Origin of the sequence: Mesorhizobium sp. M0618 (assembly GCF_040320765.1) — a bacterium.
In the GTDB taxonomy this organism is placed as follows: domain Bacteria; phylum Pseudomonadota; class Alphaproteobacteria; order Rhizobiales; family Rhizobiaceae; genus Mesorhizobium.
The window spans coordinates 1-18,067 of the sequence record NZ_JAMYQH010000033.1; the positions used below are offsets into that span (position 1 = coordinate 1).

Genomic DNA, 18,067 nt, shown 5'->3' on the forward strand with positions numbered 1-18,067 from the left:
CGGTCCAGGCCCGGCGAGTGGGCTTTGAGCAGCACGTGTCCGAGGCGCTCCGGCCGCTGTTCGATGGTCGAGCTGACGAGCCGCCTACCGGTCCAGAGGAGCTTCTGCGACTGGAACAAGGGTTTCGCGAGGTGCTTCAGCGAGGGCAGGATCATCAAGCCGCCTCGTCTTTTTTCAGCGATCCAAGGATGCCCGCTGGACGGGATGACCCCAAGGGAAGCGTGTCGGACGCTTTCGCAGCAGCCGGCTCTAGGCACGCCGGAGTCGAGGCCGCCGCCCCGCCAGTGTTAGCTGCCAGCCAACAGCAGATCCGGCCCTCGCCAGTTGCGTTTGACCGGCCGGTATCATCCTCGGCTGCTGCAGGCGTGCGCTTGTATGCCCCTTCGATGATCTCTCGGAAGACCAGTTCCGAAAACTGCGATCAGTTGCCCGCCTTGTGCTGCCGCCTCGCCGTCGAGGTCGAAACGCCCGCGAATCAATGGAAGGTCAGCGGGCCATGGGGGCAGAGTGCAACGGCGTCTACACCGCCTATTTGAGGGGAGAGGTACACTTGGCTTTCCTGTTCCAGCAGCATCCGGCCGCACACCGACGCGATGGGGAGCTAGAATTCAAATCGGATCTTCGCAAGGCACGCACCGCGGATCAAACGCCGTTCGTTTGGGAAAAATGGCTCAGTACCGACAAAGCTTCTGTAATGGCCCTAGTGGCCTCGGTCGCGCTCTTGGTCGCGATACAGTGGCAAGACCCCCAGATCAACGAGGCGGTCCTAAGCGAACTGCGGACGATTCAGATCAACTACGCATTGCTCCAGCGAGACGTCGCCCGCGCCGACATGGTATTGGACTTCCGTTCCGTTGCTTCTACCGGGCAAGCATTAAAAAGGAACCTTCAAAACTACCAACGCCTTGTTGAGATTTCGCCCAATGAGAGCTCCGGGGTGCACTCCAGGTTGGTTGCACAGCTCAAAAATTCCCTCGGAAACACAGAAGCTGCCATCTCGGCCTCGGCCGCGCAAAATGAGCTTCTGCAAAGCTCTCTCGTACGCTTTGCTCGCTCGGCTAATCGCCTTCGGGGGGGAGTGTCGAACAGGCCTGAATTTTCCAATCTGATCCTTCAATTTTCGGCCAGACCGGGATTCAGCCTCGCATTACAAATCGATCAGTCTCTCCGCCGACTTCCTCCTAGCCAGGACCAAGTCACGGAGGATGTTGCCCGCGAGGGCCGCGCTATCCTGTCCTCAATGTTGAGGTTGGACCGCGCTGTCAATCGGATCCCATCCTTCGACACGTTCGCCAAGGCTGCCGAATTGGAGCGAGAACATCTGAAAGCCTACAGCTTCGCCAGCGCGCAAGCGCAGCGTACACGACTTTTCTTTGGCTTGGTGTCCATATGCCTCTGCTTGTTTGCGACCATTCGAGCCTCCACGCTGCATGTGCGGACGAACCGGTTGGAAAGGCGGTTAGAGCTTGAAGCGGCGATGAGTGAGATCGAAGCTTGTTTCATCGACAGTCAAGCAACGAAGGCTTCGCGGCGCTTCTCCACCGAAGCAGCGCTTAGACTCATTCAATGCGTTTTCGATGCCGATCAATGCGCGCTTGCTCTGGTGGATCCGAGTATCAGCAGGAATACCGAGTACTTTGTCGCGAACAAGCGCATGCGCGTCTGGAACGCCACGCTAATCCATGAAGTCGTCTCACTTGTACACCCGGAACAGCCAGTGTTTCGCGTCGTTCCGGCGTCGGAAGTGGTTCGGACTGCCGTAGGCACTACCGGTGTTTGTCAAATTGTTGGTTGCAGGGCCTCCGATCAGCAGGCTGCGGTTTGTATCCTTGTTTTTGAAGGAGATCGCTCACCACCCTCCACAGACGACCTCCTGGTTCTGGCGAGCGCTACTGTGCGTTTAGGCAACCATCTTGAAATGCAACGTGTACACACGGAACGTAACCTTTTTGAGAGTCGATGGGAGCATGCGGAAAGGCTGACGGCTGTCGGCACAATCGCAAGCGGCGTTACACATGAATTCAATAATGTTCTAGGAGCAATAGTCGGCTACGCAGAGATGGCTAAAGGTCTTGTGCGTCGCCCCTCGAGAATTCGGGGCCACATCGGCCAAATTATCTTGGCCAGCAACCGAGCCAAACTGATTATTGATCAAATTTTGTCACTAAGCCGAAATCGGAAGCGCGTGACGATGCCTTTCGACGTCTCGGAGAGTGTAATGGATCTCGCGCCATTGCTGCGGGTTACACTTCGTGCGGATGTTCAGTTGAACTTCAAGATCAACGAGTGGCAAACGGTGATCGAGGGCAGCCCGACCGAGATACAGCAGATCCTTATGAATCTATGCAAGAACGCGTCGGAGGCTCTCTTGAATCAGGGCCGTGTCGAGATTAGCGTTTCTCGCGCTCACGTCTGTCAAACGAAGCCCGTGGCTAAGGGCACCTTGAAACCGGGAGATTACGTTCTCCTCTCCATCAGCGACGATGGCCAAGGAATCGCAAGTTCGGTGCTTCCGCATATCTTTGAGCCCTTTTTTACCACGCGCTCTCGCGTCGGCGGGACCGGACTGGGTCTTGCTGCAGTGGACCGCCATGTGAGCGCGCTCGCAGGATGCCTTGACGTCACCTCGGCTGTTGGCCGAGGTACACGCTTCGATCTCTACTTACCGGCCTGCGCTGAGGAGCAGGTCAGAGCTGATAGCGCTTTCGGCCCATGCGATGGATCACTTGGCAACGGAGAAATCATTGCAGTCGTTGACCCCGATCCAGCAGCGTTGGAGATCTACAAGGATAAGATCGCCGCGCTGGGTTATAAGCCGGTCGGCTTCGCGACCTTCGAGAGTCTTTGCGACTGGATCGAGAGCGGGAAGGCAGCCGACCTCCTAATTTTCGATAAAGCGACTTTCCTCGGGCCAGGACAGCCCGAAGCCGTACGTACCACCCTGATGACGGTGCCCATCATCGTCGTTGGTGGAAGCGACCACATGCCGATCACATCTGGTAATCAGACCTTCGTCCTTTGGCTAGCCAAACCGGTCTCGTCCAGGACGATGGAGCATGCAATTCGTAGGATGATAATGGCATGATGCCGCCGACGCGCTCAGGATACCGAGCTACCGAGGCAGTCGGAGGCGGAGCCGGCCGGGATCCGGCAAATACAAGAGCGTCGGACGATCTCTGCGCACCCGGCTCATGGCGAGTTCCCCTCGAACACTGTCGTCGGCTTCCGCTCAAGGAAGGCTCCCCGACCACGGCAAACCTGCCGCCGTGCTCGTGACCGTCAAGGACAAGTCGCCGCGCGATGAGGTCTGCGGGCCTCCATCCTTGACAAGTCACTGCGCGCTGGCGGCCACAGGCGACGGGTAATATAAGGTCGGGACGAGGAGATGGTCGCCAATCGGTCACGCAAGATGGTTGACGAAATGACTCGAGAGCAAAGCTTGACAATCATCGCCCCATTCACGCCAGACTTCTCCTGTGCGTTCATCATCGGCTACGGCTCCTCGCTGCCCCGACAAGGCTATCGCCGCCCGGCCGGGCAAGCGATATCCAAGGTTCCGACGTGTTCCTTTCATGCTAGATTGACCTAGGCCCCGGCAGGGCGGGAGCATGAGGCTGGGTTCTCGGTCGCGGATCTGTGAGGCAAGCACGGGGTAAGCGACGGCTCGACCCACCATTGGGAAGGCCGGCTTCGGCACGGAGGTGCGGCCTCGGCGTTGAGAGGCATCGGATCGGGTGTAGCAGGACTTTCGAACTAACTGCCGACAACACACTGGATAGGCTGTTCTCGTCGTTCGGTCCAGTTCACCAACGCCTATGTCGACATTTTACGGCGCTTCACTACTAACCGGGCACCGCACGATGGCAGCTCGTTCTCTCCGGCAAAAGATACCCCCTGTGTTAGCTTCCGTGTGTCTGCTTGCCCTCACCTGCGGGATACGTAAGGCCATCCCTAAAAGCATCGAATGCGGCAGCGACAGCGCGAATCCCAAAGCGATGCTCCCGCCGTACGCGGACAAAACCGTTTTCGAAGTCCACTATTCCGTCCTTGGCCAGCATCGCCAAACGCTCATCTGAACCGCGAAGACGGATCGGATCAGATCCGTGGGCGACACAGATTGCCGGCACGTCAGCCTCGAAATCGCACAATAATCGCTCGATGATTGCGGCTCGCACGCGGTCGTCGTCTGTGAGGCGATGGCCCTTCGATGTCGCCAGTCGGCAGCTGCGATGTGCCGGATGTAGAAATCCCGTGTAACTTCGTTTTGAACGTACCCCTGGCCGATGCGGCCGATAGCCGACGCGCCGAAACAGATCAGGGTTCTGCAGGTATCGGCAGAGTAGCCCAACGAGTTACGTCGCAGGCGACCTGTTTCCTGTGCCAGCGCGAGCTCGTCGTGCGGCAAGGCGAAATGGTCGAGCCCGATCTCTCGGTAGCCGGCGGCAACCAGCGTCACCGCGACAGCCGCATGCTGTTCAGCGCGGGCAGCGCTGTGGGGAAGAAATTCCGCCTCGATGAGGCGCTGGTTCTTTATTTGGGATGGGATATGCGAGTAGCCGAACAAGGCAAGCCGGTCGGGGCGCATGGCGACCGCTGCCCTCGCTGTCTCGACCCACGACACCACCGTTTGACGCGGCAGGCGTCCCATGGTGATAACAAACCACCTTGCCGCTGAGCTCGCCTGTGTCTTTGCGTTATGCCAGTCCGTTCCGCTTAGATGTCTTGGCTGTTCCCGCCGAGACCTCACGCGCACCGTTTTGTTCCCACCATCCCTCCCCGTCAGCTCCGCCTGGGAAATTCTGCCAGCTTGCCGGATCCGACGAGATAATGCAGCGCTGGGACGGACTTTGCTCGCCAGCTAGCGACCGTGGTGATCTCTGCCAAAAGGACGAGGCCATGAACGCGATCGGCGCTAACGGTGGCGGTTTGTATAAGCCTTGGGGTGGGAACTGGGCCTTCTATGCTGGCGCCACATACAAGCTCAACGAGACAACTTCGTTCTACCTTCGGCTCTCCCGGTGACCAGCTCTCAGTAGCGTCGCGGCAAACGTTGCCTATGGGCTTCTTTTCGATTTCACAGCTACGGCCACTCCAAACTCAGCAGTCGGCAAGATGGAAGCTTCCAACGGGAACTCCCCAATGCGAACAAGAAGAGCAGTGTCGGCAGTAATCCTGCGCTTCGAACGCTCATCCTAACGCCGTGAAGCGTTGAGCTCCGAGGTTGGGCAGAGCAAGCCCGCAACACGCTCCAAGAGAACGGCGCATAGAAGCCATACGAGATTGCAGCCTAGCCTTCGGGGCCGGACGTTGTTTCATATCAGACCGGTGGGGATGAAGCCTGCCATCCAGCACCCGGTCAGTTTCAGGTCAAACTTGAACTCCCAGTCGGGTCAGAACGCGATCAACTGGCAGTCCGACGCACTTAAAAATGACAAATGGATCGCCTGCTTTTGGGCCATCCATGGGGAATTCGGGCGAGAGAGAACAAGCTCACACAGCATAAGCGAAGCTCCAGGCGAATCTTGCGCTGGCCGAGGCAGAACCATGTTTAAAGCTGCCTGTTTTCCACCTCGAACCTGCCTGAGTCCGGCCGATCGTCATAGATCGGCCAAAGCATCGGCCAGATGGCTCCCCCAATTACGGTTTGTGCATAGTTGTCAGTACGATAGGCCTGCCGAACATCGGCCATGATCATCATCGGCAGCATCGATTTGTGTCCAAGCCTGGCAGCGGTGGCAGTGCCGAGGCCCGCAAGTCCGCAATTTGGCGGAACCCAAGATCGGCCAATATGGAAGAGAGCGTACAGCGCATCGAACCGGCACGCCTACCCGATGTATCCGAAACTATCTCGGATGCGCTGGTAGAGCTGTCGGCGACGTCGGCTGTTTTGGGCAAAAGCCTGCACTCGCGTACCGCAGCCAACCTCGCCCATCTCGTGCGCATCATGAACACCTACTACAGCAACCTGATCGAAGGCCACGATACGCGCCCGCGCGACATCGAACGGGCGCTGGTCGGAAATTTCGATCGAGACGAGAACCGCCGCAATCTGCAGCTCGAGGCGGCCGCGCACGTTCGCCTGCAAGCCGAGATCGACCGCGTGGCTGCCGATGGGCAGTTGCCGGAACCGGCATCGGTAGGTTTTCTTCGATGGCTGCACGCGGAATTCTATCGCGATGCCGAAGCGCCCATGCTGACCATCAAGGGTGCCGGCCGTGAGTTCGTCACGGCGCCAGGTGAGTGGCGATCGAAGCCAGAGCATGATGTCGCCATCGGCCGGCATGAACCGCCTTCGAGCGATCGCGTCAACGATTTCATGCAATACTTTGCCATGCGTTATCGCTTCGATAAGCTGGGCAAGGCCGGACGCATCCTGACCATTCCTGCCGCGCATCACCGCTTCAACTACATTCACCCGTTTCCGGACGGCAACGGACGCGTCAGCCGATTGATGAGCCACGCCATGGCCCTCAGGCCGGGATCGCCGCGCACGGGCTGTGGTCGATCTCACGAGGCTTGGCACGTGGCGTGAAAAGCCGAACGGATTACAAGAGCATGATGGATCATGCCGATATGCCCCGCCAGGGTGATCTCGACGGACGTGGCAACCTCTCCGAACGCGCACTCGGCGATTTTACCTTATGGTTCCTGCAGGTGTGTATCGATCAGGTGAGCTTCATGACCGGACGTTCGATCTCGACACGTTGGCCAAGCGGCTGTATCGGCATGTGGAGCGCAGTGGTCTGAAGCCCGAAGCCGGCCGCCTCGTGGAGGAAGCGCTCACGCGCGGTGAGTTTGACCGCGGCGAGGCATCCCGTATTAGCGGACTACCCGAACGTACGGCGCGTCGAGTGTTCAATGACGTAATCGCGCTCGGACTATTGGCGTCGGAAACGCCAAAGGGCCCAGTGTCCCTACGCTTTCCGGCGGACGCTCTGGACGCGCTGTTTCCGGAAGCTTTTTCCGGAAACGTAAGAGCATAGGGCGCTCACGATCTTAGGTCACTTCTCCTCGGAACCGGAAAGATTTTCCACCGGATCACCGGCGGGTTCGTCATTCCGCGTTCTGAGACACGGGAAAAGCCGGCGCACTAGAGCCGAGGCCGCCGATGCAGACATATTTGGTATCGAGGTAATCCTCGATGCCCTGATGTCCGCCTTCCTTGCCGAGGCCGGATTCCTTGACGCCGCCAAACGGTGCCTCCGGCGTGGTGATGAGGCCTTCATTGACCCCGACCATGCCGTATTTCAGTCCTTCCATCACGCGGAAGGCGCGGCCGAGATCACCGGTGTAGAAATAGCAGGCGAGGCCGAACTCAGTGTCGTTGGCGAGCGCGATTGCCTCTTCTTCGGTCTCGAACCTGAACACCGGGGCGATCGGGCCAAAAATCTCTTCCTTCATGAAGCGCATCTTGGGTGTCGCGTTGGCAATGACGGTCGGCTGGAAGAACGAGCCGCCGAGCGCATGGCGTTTGCCGCCGGCGACAACCTTGCCACCCTTGGACGTCGCATCGGCAATCAGCTCTTCGACCTTCTCGACCGCCTTCTCGTCGATCAGCGGCCCCTGCTGCACGCCGTCCTCGAGCCCGGAGCCGACCTTCAGCCCGTTGCTGGCGGCAGCGAGCTTCTCGACGAATTTGTCATAGACGCCAGATTGAACCAGGAAGCGGTTGGTGCAAACGCAGGTCTGACCGGAATTGCGATACTTGGCGGTGATCGCGCCGGCGACGGCACGCTCGAGGTCGGCGTCATCGAAGACAATGAACGGCGCGTTGCCACCGAGCTCCATCGACACTTTCTTGACGTTGACCGACGACTTCTGGATGAGAAGCTTGCCGACTTCGGTCGATCCGGTGAAGGTGATCTTCGACACCAGCGGATTGGCGCAGATCTCGTCGCCGATCTCGCTTGCCGAACCGGTCAGGATGTTGACGACGCCCTTGGGAAAGCCGACCTCCTCGGCAAGCGCCCCCCAGGCAAGGCCCGAATATGGCGTCTGCGAGGCCGGCTTGACGACCGCGGTGCAACCGGCGGCAAGTGCGGGACCGAGCTTGCGGGCCAGCATCGAGGACGGGAAATTCCACGGCGTGATCGCGGCGATGACGCCGACCGGCTCCTTGGTCACCAGAATGCGGCGATCCGCCCAGGGTGACGGCACCACGTCGCCATAGGTGCGGCGGCCTTCCTCGGCGAACCAGAGAATATAGGCCGCGGCCGAGCCGATCTCGCCCTTCGATTCGAACAGCGACTTGCCCTGCTCGATGGTGAGCAGTTCGGCCAACACGTCCTGATTGTCCATCATCGCGTCATGCAGCTTGCGCAGCAGCTTCGAGCGCTCGAGCGCGGTCGTCTTGCGCCAGGTCTTGAAAGCTTCTGCGGCGGCTTCGATGGCGCGGCGGGTCTCGGCCTTGCCCGACTTCGGCACGGTGCCGATCTTGAGACCGGTGGCCGGGTTGTTGACGTCGACCCTCAGTCCGCTGTCGGCCTGCACCCACTCGCCGTTGATGAGATTGGCCTGCCGCATGAAATGGCTGGTTTTCTGAAGCATGGTCTGGCCTCCGTTCGGATAAGACAATCAGGATCCTGTATGCTGGCTGCGGCTCGCGCTTGCCCAAGCGCCTTTCGCGCGGCCGGCCCCTCCAGCGATGTCTCGCCGCGTCGCCGGGCGGGGTTCATGCCGACTGGTCAGTCCGCGCATGGGCCGCCGCGGTCTCATCAAGAGCCGCGCGAATGCCATCAACCATGTAATCGATCTCTTTAGGGGCGATGACGTAGGGCGGGCAGATTGCCAGCACGTCGCCCATGTTGCGGATCATGACTCCGTGCTCGCGGCACCGCCGCTCGACATCGGTGCCAATTCGCAGCTCCGGCGCAAAGGCGCGACGGGTGGCGCGATCCTCGACGATCTGGATCCCCGCTATAAAACCGCGGCCGCGGACCTCGCCGACCAGTGTATGGTCGTTGAGCGCGTCCGCGAGCGCCGCATGCAGATAATCGCCGAGACGGCGCGCCTGGCTCACGAGATCGATCTCGCGGTAGATCCTGATCGCCTCGGCGGCGACGGCGGCTGTCACCGGATGGCCGGAATAGGTGAAACCGTGGCCGAACACGCCGACCTTGTGGGCCTCATCGGCGACGCACTGGTAGACCTTGTCGGAGATAATGACGCCGCCAATGGGCAGATGACCGGATGAAAGCCCCTTGGCGACCGACAGCATGTCCGGTTCCATGCCAAAAGTCTGGCTGCCGAACCAATTTCCGGTGCGTCCGAAGCCGCAGACCACTTCGTCGGACAGCATGAGGATGTCGTATTTGCGCAGCACCGCCTTAACCTTTGGAAAATAATCCTCCGGTGGCACCAGCACGCCGCCGGCGCCCATGATCGGCTCGGCGATCATCGCGGCGATCGTCTCTGGCCCCTCCGCCAGGATCAGGGCCTCGAGTTCCTGGGCCAGGCGCGTGGCGTAGTCATGCTCCGCCTCGGCCGGCAGACCGTCGAGATAGTGAAAAGGCCGCGCCGCGAATATGACGGGAAGCGGCGGCAGGTTGAAGGACTTGTGCATATGCGGCAGGCCACTCAGCGCCGCGCCCATGATCGTACTGCCGTGGAAGGCGCCAAACCTGCTGATGATCTTGCGTTTCTCCGGGCGCCCCCGCGCGGCCTGGTAATACCAGGCGAGCTTGATCATCGTATCATTGGCTTCCGAACCGGAGCCGACCAGAAAGACGCGCGCGTGGTCGAACGGCGCCAACGCGGTAAGCTGCTCGACGAGTTCGACGGTGGGCTCGTTCGAGCGGTGGTTGAAGGTGTGGTAGACGGCGAGCTTGCGCATCTGGCGGTCAGCAGCGACAGCCAGCCGGCTGTCGCTGAAGCCAAGCGAGGCGCACCAGAGTCCGCCCATGCCCTCGATGTAGCGGTTGCCCGCGTCATCCGTGACGGTCGCGCCTTCGCCGGCCACGATTGTCAACGGACCATGATCCTCATGCAGGCGTGGATCGGTTTGGGAATGAAAGTGCCTGGCCATGTCCAGCACGCGCGATTCGTTGTTCATCAAAATTCTCCTTGCGACCAGATAGGCGGTTGCTTCGGCGAGGAATATCTTATAACTTATAAGTTGTCGAGAAAAAATGATCCCGAGAGTGACGTCCAATGGCCAACCCGCCCACTCCTTCAAACAACGCCCTGCCCCCCGACGCGGAGCGGATCGCCCTGTTGCGCGACAGGGCAGAGTTCGTCCGGCTCGAGACGCTGCGCCTCATCCAGATCGCCAAGGTTGGGCATTATTCGTCGGTGTTCTCCTGCGCGGAAATATTCGCCACGCTCTACTATGATGCGATGCGGCTGAGGCGCGGCGAGCCGCAATGGCCGGATCGCGACCGCTTCCTGATGGGCAAGGGACATGCCGCGGTCGGCCTTTACCCGCTGCTGGTCGACTGGGGCTTCTTCTCCAAGGACGTCCTCGATGGCTACACCCGGCTCGGCAATCCGCTTGGCGATCATCCCGACATGCGCAAGGTGCCCGGCGTCGATTTCAGCTCCGGCTCGATCGGTCATGCCTTGTCCGGCGGCCTCGGTATGGTGCTCGGCGCCCGTGCGGCAAACCGGCGCTTCGATGTCTATGTCCTGCTCGGTGACGGTGAGATGCAGGAGGGCCAGGTCTGGGAAGCGGCGCTGTCTGCCGCCCATCATAGGGCCGGCAATCTGATCGCCGTCGTCGATCGCAACGGGTACCAGCTCGACGGTCAGGTCGACGACATCATCGGCATCGAACCGTTGGCCGACAAATGGGCGGCGTTCGGCTGGCAGGTGCACGAGGTCGATGGGCACGACGTCGTCGCTCTCGCGACGCTGCTGCGACAGTTGAAGGCCGAGGCAGACCGCACCCGGCCCGTCTGCATCATTGCCAAGACCTCCAAAGGCAAGGGCGTTGGTTACATGGAAACCGAACCCGGATGGCATCTGGGCTATCTCGCGCCATCGGACGAGGCCTTGGCCGCCGAAGAGATCAAGCGTGGAGGCAAAACACAATGAACGGCCCGATCGATACCAACTCCTGGCAGTACCGCCAGATCAACGCGCGCGCGCCTGGCCTGAGTTACCTGGCCAACGCGCTCATTGATCTGGTCGAAGACGGTTATCCGGTCGTGGCCGGCACGGCCGACCTTCAATATTCCAACGGGCTGGTGCGGTTCGCGCAACGCTTTCCCGAACGCTTCACGCAATTTGGCATTTCCGAGCAGAACATGGTTTCGGCTGCTGCCGGCATGGCCAGCACCGGCGCCATGCCGTTCGTCGCTACATTCGCTTCTTTCCTGGCGCTGCTGTGCTGCGAACAGATCAGAACCGACGTCGCCTATTCGGCGCTGCCGGTGCGGCTGATCGGTCATCATGCCGGTATTTCACTCGGCTTCTACGGCACCTCCCACCATGCGACGGAAGATCTTGCCATCATGCGAAGCATCGCCGACCTCACGGTCGTCGCGCCGGCTGACGGCCCGCAACTGGCGGCCGCCGTCAAGGCGTCTGTCAATCATGCCCAGCCAATCTACTTCCGCATTGGCCGCGGCCAGGAACCGCTGGTCTATGAAGACGACGGCGTCGACTTCCAGTTCGGCAAGGCGATCGTTCACGGCGAAGGATCGGACCTGACCATCATCGCCTGTGGCTCGATGGTCCATCCCTCAAGGGAGGCTTACCGCGCGCTGCGCGCGGGGGGCAAATCCGTCGGACTGATCGACATGCATACGGTGAAGCCAATGGATACGAAGGCAGTGCTCTCGGCCGCGGCTCACTCCCGCTTCATTCTAACCATCGAGGAACACAATATCCTGGGCGGTCTGGGCGGCGCCGTGGCGGAAATCCTGGCGGAGGCGGGCAGCCCGGCACGGTTGATACGCCATGGCATCCGCGACGAATACAGCCTGGTTGCGCCGCCAACGCATCTCTACAAGCACTACCGGCTGGACGCGGCGGGAATCGAGGCCACCGTTCTTGAAGCCCTCGGCTGAGCCGGCGGACAACCATAGCCATGCACGGACATTCCGATGACCGATCAGAATAACACCGCCCGACTCATTGAGCGCGCCGGTGCGGTGATGCCGGGCGGATTGCTCAGCCCGAGCCGCAGGCTCGGCGCGCCGCATGTATTTGCCCGGGCGCAGGGTGCGTTTCTCTACGACGTCGATGGACACCAGTACACCGACTTCCACTGCGGCTTCGGCGCCAATGTGCTTGGCCACTGTCATCCGGCGGTGCGTGAACGCATCGCTGCGGTCTCCCAGGACATCGATCTTGTCGGCGCGGGAACGATGCGGCTGGAGATCGAGGTGGCGGAGGCGCTGGTCGACTGCATCCCTTGCGCGGATCTCGTCGCCTTCTGCAATTCCGGATCGGAGGCGACCTATCATGCCCTGCGCCTTGCCCGTGCCGCCACCGGTCGCAAGCGCATCATCAAGTTCCAAGGCGGCTATCATGGCTGGCACGACTATGTCGCCATGAACGTACAGTCGCACGCGCAGGCGATCGGCAAGTACGATCCCATCAGTGCTGGCATCCTCGAGGATGCCGCCCGTCACACCATCGTGCTGCCTTACAACGATGCCGGCGCCGTCGAGGATTATCTCAAAGCCAATCCAGGCGATGTCGCGGCGATCATCATCGAGCCAATCGCTCACAATATGGGGTCGGTGATCGCGACGGATGTTTTCCTGCGCGAGCTGCGTCGCCTGACCAGCGATCATGGTGTCGTGCTGATCTTCGACGAGGTCATCACCGGCTTTCGCCACGCGCTCGGCGGCTATCAGTCGATCGCCGACGTCACGCCTGATCTCGCGACCTTCGGCAAGGCGGCCTCCTCAGGCTATCCCGTTGGCGTGGTGGCCGGTCGTCGCGATCTCATGGCGCTCGTCGGCCGGACCGGGGAAGGATCCGTGTTCATGGGCGGTACTTTCAACGGCACGCCGTCGACGCTCGCCGCCATGCAGGCGACGATCGAGGAGCTGTCGAAACCAGGCTTCTACGACCGCCTGTTTGCCCTCGGCGCTTTCATGCGCACGCAGCTGGATGGCATTATCGATCGCCTCGGCCTGCCCGCGCAGAGCGCCGGGTTTGGCTCGGTCTGGCTGATCTATTTCCTCAGCGGTCCTTACCGCGACTACCAGGACTTGCTGGGCAACGACGATGTTTTCGATCTTGCATTCCGCAGAGAGATGGTGGCGAACCGGCTGATCGGCCAGCCGCTTCCGCTCAAGCGTCTCTACCTGTCAGGGAGCCATGACCGGGCGACAGTCGAGAAATCGCTGGATATCATCGAGACAATCCTGCGCAAGCTCTCCGCTGGGAAACCCGCCAGCTCCTAGCCATGTTTCGCAACGGACTTATAGGATATAAGAGCGTCTCGCACTATCCGTTGTCGATTCGGTGCGGCCAAGATTGCAGCGGTGGACCATGAGCACGATGCAGCCAATCGAGCAAGGCAGTCTGTCGGCGAGGACTTATATCTCGCTGCGCGAAGCCCTGATCGCCGGCAATTTCCGGCCCGGCGAAAGACTGTTGATGCAGGATCTGGCGCAACGGCTGGGCACCAGCGTCACGCCTGTGCGCGAGGCCTGTTTCAGGCTCGTCAGCGAGCAGGCGCTGGAACTGCGGTCAGGGCGGTTCATCACGGTTCCAGAGCTGACCCGGTCGCGTTACTGGCAGGTCCGGCTCATTCGCATCGCGCTCGAGGGACTGGCGGCCGAACTCGCCGTTGAGCATGTTTCGGAGAAGGACATTGCAAAACTGGTCGAGATCCATCGCGATTTCGTGGCCGGCGAAACGTCCGGCGATGCTGACCGCGCCCGTCGCGCCAATCGTGAATTCCACTTCGGGGTCTACCGCCTGTCCAAGATGGATATGCTGATCGCCCAGATCGAAAGCCTGTGGGTCTCGATGGGCCCTATCCTTAACGTGTATTATCTGCAGGCCGAGAACGATTACATCGGCGCGGAGGAGCACGAGACGCTGATCGAAGCGTTCCGGACCCGCAACAAGAAGGTGGCGCGCAAGGCGATCGAACGCGACATCGTGCGCGGTGGCATGAACCTGTTGCGGTATTTCGACGAGCAGGACGCGGCCGCCAAGCGGGCGTGATCGAAGCCGCCGGTCATTTGCTGGCGACCTCTCTTCGCGCTGGCTCAGGCCGCCCGAAGGCGCGCGGTGGCATCCTGGTCGACGACCCAGACGCCCTGCTCGGCGTCCAGCACCAGGGCAACCTTGTAGGACTTGCGAGCCGCTTCGCTTGTTAGCCAGCCGCGGCCAACGCTGGCCGCGACACGGCGGACATCGCGCTTGGTCGGGTCGCCGTAGCCGCCGCCGCCACAGGCAACGAACTCGATGCGCTCGCCGGCGCGGCACGCCTCCTCATGGAAGGCCGGCAATTCCACCAGCTTGCCATTCGTGCCGCGCTTGGCACTGCGACTTGCTTTGGCGTCACCGCCGCCCAGCACGCCACGCGGCGGAAAGGTTGTGCCATCGGCCGAGTAGACCAGTGTCATCTCGTGGTCGACGGGATAGAAGACACCGCCCACCGCGGGAGCGCCCTCGAACTCGCCAATGCCTTGGGTATCCGCCACCACGCCGCGCGATTCAATGATGATGGGATACATGGATTCGTCCACCTCCACGGAATCCAGCGCGATCAGGCCGCCATTCGCCGGCCCGCAATATGTCAACCAGCCGTCATAGCCGTGACGCGCGCCGCCGCCGGCGTAGCCAATGAAGACCTGGTTGACGTAGGGCTGCCCGTCCTTGAACGGATCCTTGCCCGAAATCACCCCGATCCCCGCCGGCAGGTGCGAGCCGCTCTCGGCCTGGCCATAGGGTTCTCCCATCGTCGAGAACACGCAATTGCCGGCGATGATCAACCGGTCGTTGACATTGGTGGTCGCCACCGAGGTGCCTACGGGGTAGCGGGGTTTGCCAACCACGCTTCCCTCCCGCATCAACACCTTGATCCGGCTCTTGGCGCCCTCGTTGTGCGGGATGCCGTCGTCGAGATTGTTGAAGACGCCAATGCGGCACGAGCCCGTGCAGGTGTTTTCCGACAGGTTGAGACCGCCAGGGACGTTATCCATGTTGTCACGCACGTCGACCGTGATCTCGCCGGCTTCAGGGTCGACATCGATGGTGATCCGGACCGGGATCCCCTCCTCCGCCACGCCGGGGACCGGGTCATGGCGGACCTCGTAGGAGAACTTGCCCTTCGGCAATTTGGCGATCTCGGCCATGGCGCGACGCGCACCGTAGTCGAACCAGTCCTCGACGAAATCCAGCAGCGTGTCGCGGCCGTATTTTTCAAGCAGCTCCAACAGACGGCGTCGACCGGTCCTGCAGGCGCCGATCTGGGCTCGCACGTCGCCCAGCCAGATGTCTGGAACACGGTTGCGCATCATGCCGATGCGCAGGATGTCCTGCTTCTCCCGGTGCTGTTCGACCACACGCACGCAGGGAAAGTGGATCCCTTCCTCATAAACGTTCTTGGCAAATGGCAGATAGGTCGAAGGTGTCGGCGCGCCAGTATCGGCGTGATGGGAAAGCGCCACGGCCCAGAACAGCGGCTTGCCGTCGAAAAAGATCGGCATCGCCATGATCAGGTCGGCATGATGGGTGCCGCCAGTGTATGGGCAGTTGTTGAGGAAGATGTCGCCGTCGGCGATATCGTCGAACAACTCCGTTATCGGACGGGTCGCCAGATCCATCGACATGACGTGGATCGGCAGCGCGTCCTCGGTGGAAACGAGGCGGTGATCATAGGTCAGGATCGCACAGCTCAGGTCGCGGGCGTTCTTGATCACCGCTGAGCGGCTGGCCCGCATCACGACCAGCGTCATTTCCCGCACCACCGCCTCGAACCGGCTTTTGAGAACCGACATCAGGAACGGATCGACGCGGCGCGTTGGCGTCTCCAGGCGAATGACAGGTGAATTCATTTTACGATGCCTTGTTCGGGAAGGTTTGAGTCTCAATCGACTGTCACGACAATGTTGCCTTGCGGGTCGACGCGCCCGCGGTGTCCGTCCTTGAGGAAGGCGGTGAACGTCGTCGCCTCCACCAGGCATGGCCCATCAAGCGCCGCCCCCGCGCCCAGCTGGTCCATGTCGTAGACAGGCAGAGAGCTCGTCCGCCGGGTTTCGTGCAAATAAGCTGGCCGATGGGTCTTGGCGACCGGCGCCGTCGCCTGGTCGGCTAGCCTGAAGTCCCTCCAGGCGTCCTGATTAGCCCGCTTGCCCACCGCGCGCAGCTTCCAGTTGGTGAATTCGACGACGTCGCGGTCGGATCTGATTGAATAAATGCGTTCGTGCATCTGATGGAACGCTTCGACGAGACCTGGCAGTTTCGCCGCGTCGAGACGCGCCTCGTTGGCTTCGAAATGGACCTCGATCTCCCAGGATTGGTATTCGTAGCGACCAAGAAAGGAGAACTCGAAACGCCGGAGATCTGGCTCAACACCGGCCTGTTCGAGGAATGCTTCGCCCGACACCTTCAACCGCGCCAGGATGTCGGAGACGCCGGCGGCGTCGAAGCGCCGGGTCGAGGTTAGAAAAACCGCGCTTTCCTCGCGCGTGATATCAGAGATCAACCCGCCGAACGCGCTCAACCCAGCCATGAAGCGCGGGATCATGTAGCGTTTCAAGCCCAATATGTCGGCCATCTCGGCGATGTGGATGGCGGTCGCACCGCCGCCGCAGACAAAGAAACTGTCGCGTGGGTTTATGCCCTCGCGAATGGTGATTTCCTCGATGGCCCCGACCATGTTGTGGTTGCTGGTGGTCTGGATGGCGTAAGCCGCGTCGAGCAACGGGATGCCGAGCCGCGTCGCGATGCTCGCGACCGCTTTCTCGGCCAGATCGCGGCTGATCTTGATCCGGCCGCCGAGAAAATAATCCGGGTCAATGATGCCGAGCACGACATTGGCGTCGGTGACCGTCGGCGCGGTGCCGCCCGCTCCGTAGCATGCCGGCCCCGGCCGCGCGCCAGCGCTTTGCGGCCCGACACGAAGCAGGCCGCCATCGTCGACCCAGGCAATCGACCCGCCGCCGGCGCCAACCGATCTCACATCGACTTTCGCGATCCCCAGCGAGTCGTCGTGGATCATGCTGTCCGGGGTGACGATGATCTGGTGGTCACGCAAAGCCGAGACGTCGAAGGTGGTGCCGCCCATGTCACCGACGATGACGTTGGCTTCGTCGCTCAGCGCCAGCGCGGCCATCGGCGCCAGCGTCGGCCCCGACATGACGCTGTAGATTGGCCGCCGCAGCATCTCGGCGGGAGGCATCATTCCACCGACGCAGTTGGCGAGCAGCAGCTCGCCCTGGAAACCCGCCTGCGAAAGTGCTTGCCGCAAGTCCTCGATGTAGGTGCGCACGATCGGATTGATCGACGCGTCGATAGCGGCCGCGATGATGCGCTTGTACTCGCGCGACATCGGATTGACTTCATGGCTAAGCGTGACCGGGATCTCCGGCCATGCCTGCGCGATGATATCGCGCACCGTTGTTTCATGGATGGGATTGACGACCGACCAAAGCAGACCGACCGCTATCGCTTCGACCCCATAGCGCCGGAAGTCGGCTATCGCCGCCTCGACATCGGATCTCGACAGAGGCGTGAGCTCCCGCCCGCGCGCATCGACGCGGCCCCGCGCCGTCTTCGTCAGGTGGCGCGGGACATAGGGCTCGGGATAGTCGAGCCGCCACTGGAAGGCGCCCTTGCGCGGCCCCTCGCGCAGGACGAGGATGTCCTGATGTCCTTCGTTGAGGATCAATCCGACCTTGACGGTCTTGCGCTCGACCAGCGCATTGGTCGAGACGGTCGAGCCGTGTACGATCAAGTCGATCTTGGTCATGAACGTCGCGGGATCGAGCCCGTATCCGGCCGCCGCCACGTGCAGCACGTTGATGAATCCCTTCTCGAATTCGCCGGGCGTGGTGGGCGATTTGAAGATCGAGATTTTCCCACCGGGCTCGGAAACCAGGCAATCGGTGAACGTTCCGCCGATATCGATGCAGACTTGATAAGCCATTTATAG

12 protein-coding genes and 1 pseudogene are annotated in these 18,067 nt (G+C 61.2%); 7 read left to right on the forward strand and 6 right to left on the reverse strand.

Annotation, left to right across the window (positions count from 1 at the left end; all coding sequences use genetic code 11):
* Positions 1–550: 550 nt before the first annotated feature.
* Positions 551–3,085, forward strand: a complete 2,535-nt coding sequence (locus tag NKJ04_RS27560) for a two-component system VirA-like sensor kinase (protein WP_352678362.1) — start codon at positions 551–553, stop codon at positions 3,083–3,085.
* Between the two features lie 814 nt (positions 3,086–3,899).
* Here the strand turns inward: NKJ04_RS27560 and NKJ04_RS27565 are convergent.
* Together NKJ04_RS27565 and NKJ04_RS27570 are read right to left on the reverse strand one after the other, a co-directional pair.
* Positions 3,900–4,639: pseudogene (locus NKJ04_RS27565) on the reverse strand (oxygen-independent coproporphyrinogen III oxidase); the annotation flags it as partial.
* A gap of 909 nt (positions 4,640–5,548) precedes the next feature.
* A complete protein-coding gene (locus NKJ04_RS27570; protein ID WP_352678365.1) occupies positions 5,549–5,707 on the reverse strand; it encodes a hypothetical protein in 159 nt (52 codons plus the stop codon).
* A gap of 6 nt (positions 5,708–5,713) precedes the next feature.
* Between NKJ04_RS27570 and NKJ04_RS27575 the strand changes: the two genes are divergently transcribed.
* Together NKJ04_RS27575 and NKJ04_RS27580 are read left to right on the forward strand one after the other, a co-directional pair.
* Positions 5,714–6,532 (forward strand): Fic family protein, encoded by an 819-nt coding sequence (locus NKJ04_RS27575; protein WP_352678367.1) that lies wholly within the window; start codon positions 5,714–5,716, stop codon positions 6,530–6,532.
* A gap of 23 nt (positions 6,533–6,555) precedes the next feature.
* Entirely contained in the window at positions 6,556–6,747 is a 192-nt protein-coding gene (locus NKJ04_RS27580; RefSeq protein ID WP_352678370.1) for a hypothetical protein, read from the forward strand.
* Positions 6,748–7,053: 306 nt separating this feature from the next.
* On the opposite strand, the gene NKJ04_RS27585 is transcribed toward NKJ04_RS27580, so the two are convergent.
* Both NKJ04_RS27585 and NKJ04_RS27590 read right to left on the reverse strand, forming a co-directional pair.
* Entirely contained in the window at positions 7,054–8,547 is a 1,494-nt protein-coding gene (locus tag NKJ04_RS27585) for an NAD-dependent succinate-semialdehyde dehydrogenase (RefSeq protein ID WP_352678372.1), read from the reverse strand.
* Between the two features lie 124 nt (positions 8,548–8,671).
* Positions 8,672–10,051 (reverse strand): aminotransferase, encoded by a 1,380-nt coding sequence (locus tag NKJ04_RS27590; RefSeq protein ID WP_352678373.1) that lies wholly within the window; start codon positions 10,049–10,051, stop codon positions 8,672–8,674.
* A gap of 161 nt (positions 10,052–10,212) precedes the next feature.
* On the opposite strand from NKJ04_RS27590, the gene NKJ04_RS27595 reads away from it, so the two are divergent.
* The 4 genes from NKJ04_RS27595 (at position 10,213) to NKJ04_RS27610 (ending at position 14,130) form a co-directional block, all read left to right on the forward strand.
* Positions 10,213–11,031, forward strand: coding sequence for a transketolase (locus NKJ04_RS27595; RefSeq protein WP_352678376.1), 819 nt, complete (start codon positions 10,213–10,215; stop codon positions 11,029–11,031).
* Positions 11,028–12,008 (forward strand): transketolase family protein, encoded by a 981-nt coding sequence (locus tag NKJ04_RS27600; RefSeq protein ID WP_352678379.1) that lies wholly within the window; start codon positions 11,028–11,030, stop codon positions 12,006–12,008. Before NKJ04_RS27595 ends, NKJ04_RS27600 begins: the two co-directional genes overlap by 4 nt.
* Before the next feature lie 36 nt (positions 12,009–12,044).
* Positions 12,045–13,358, forward strand: a complete 1,314-nt coding sequence (locus NKJ04_RS27605; RefSeq protein ID WP_023737065.1) for an aspartate aminotransferase family protein — start codon at positions 12,045–12,047, stop codon at positions 13,356–13,358.
* A gap of 88 nt (positions 13,359–13,446) precedes the next feature.
* Complete coding sequence (locus tag NKJ04_RS27610) at positions 13,447–14,130, forward strand: GntR family transcriptional regulator (RefSeq protein WP_023737066.1); 684 nt, start codon at positions 13,447–13,449, stop codon at positions 14,128–14,130.
* Positions 14,131–14,174: 44 nt separating this feature from the next.
* On the opposite strand, the gene NKJ04_RS27615 is transcribed toward NKJ04_RS27610, so the two are convergent.
* The gene (locus tag NKJ04_RS27615) at positions 14,175–15,968 is read right to left on the reverse strand and encodes a hydantoinase B/oxoprolinase family protein (protein WP_352678383.1); all 1,794 of its coding nucleotides are present in this window, start codon (positions 15,966–15,968) and stop codon (positions 14,175–14,177) included.
* A gap of 32 nt (positions 15,969–16,000) precedes the next feature.
* The gene (locus tag NKJ04_RS27620; RefSeq protein WP_352678385.1) at positions 16,001–18,061 is read right to left on the reverse strand and encodes a hydantoinase/oxoprolinase family protein; all 2,061 of its coding nucleotides are present in this window, start codon (positions 18,059–18,061) and stop codon (positions 16,001–16,003) included.
* Between the last annotated feature and the right edge of the window lie 6 nt (positions 18,062–18,067).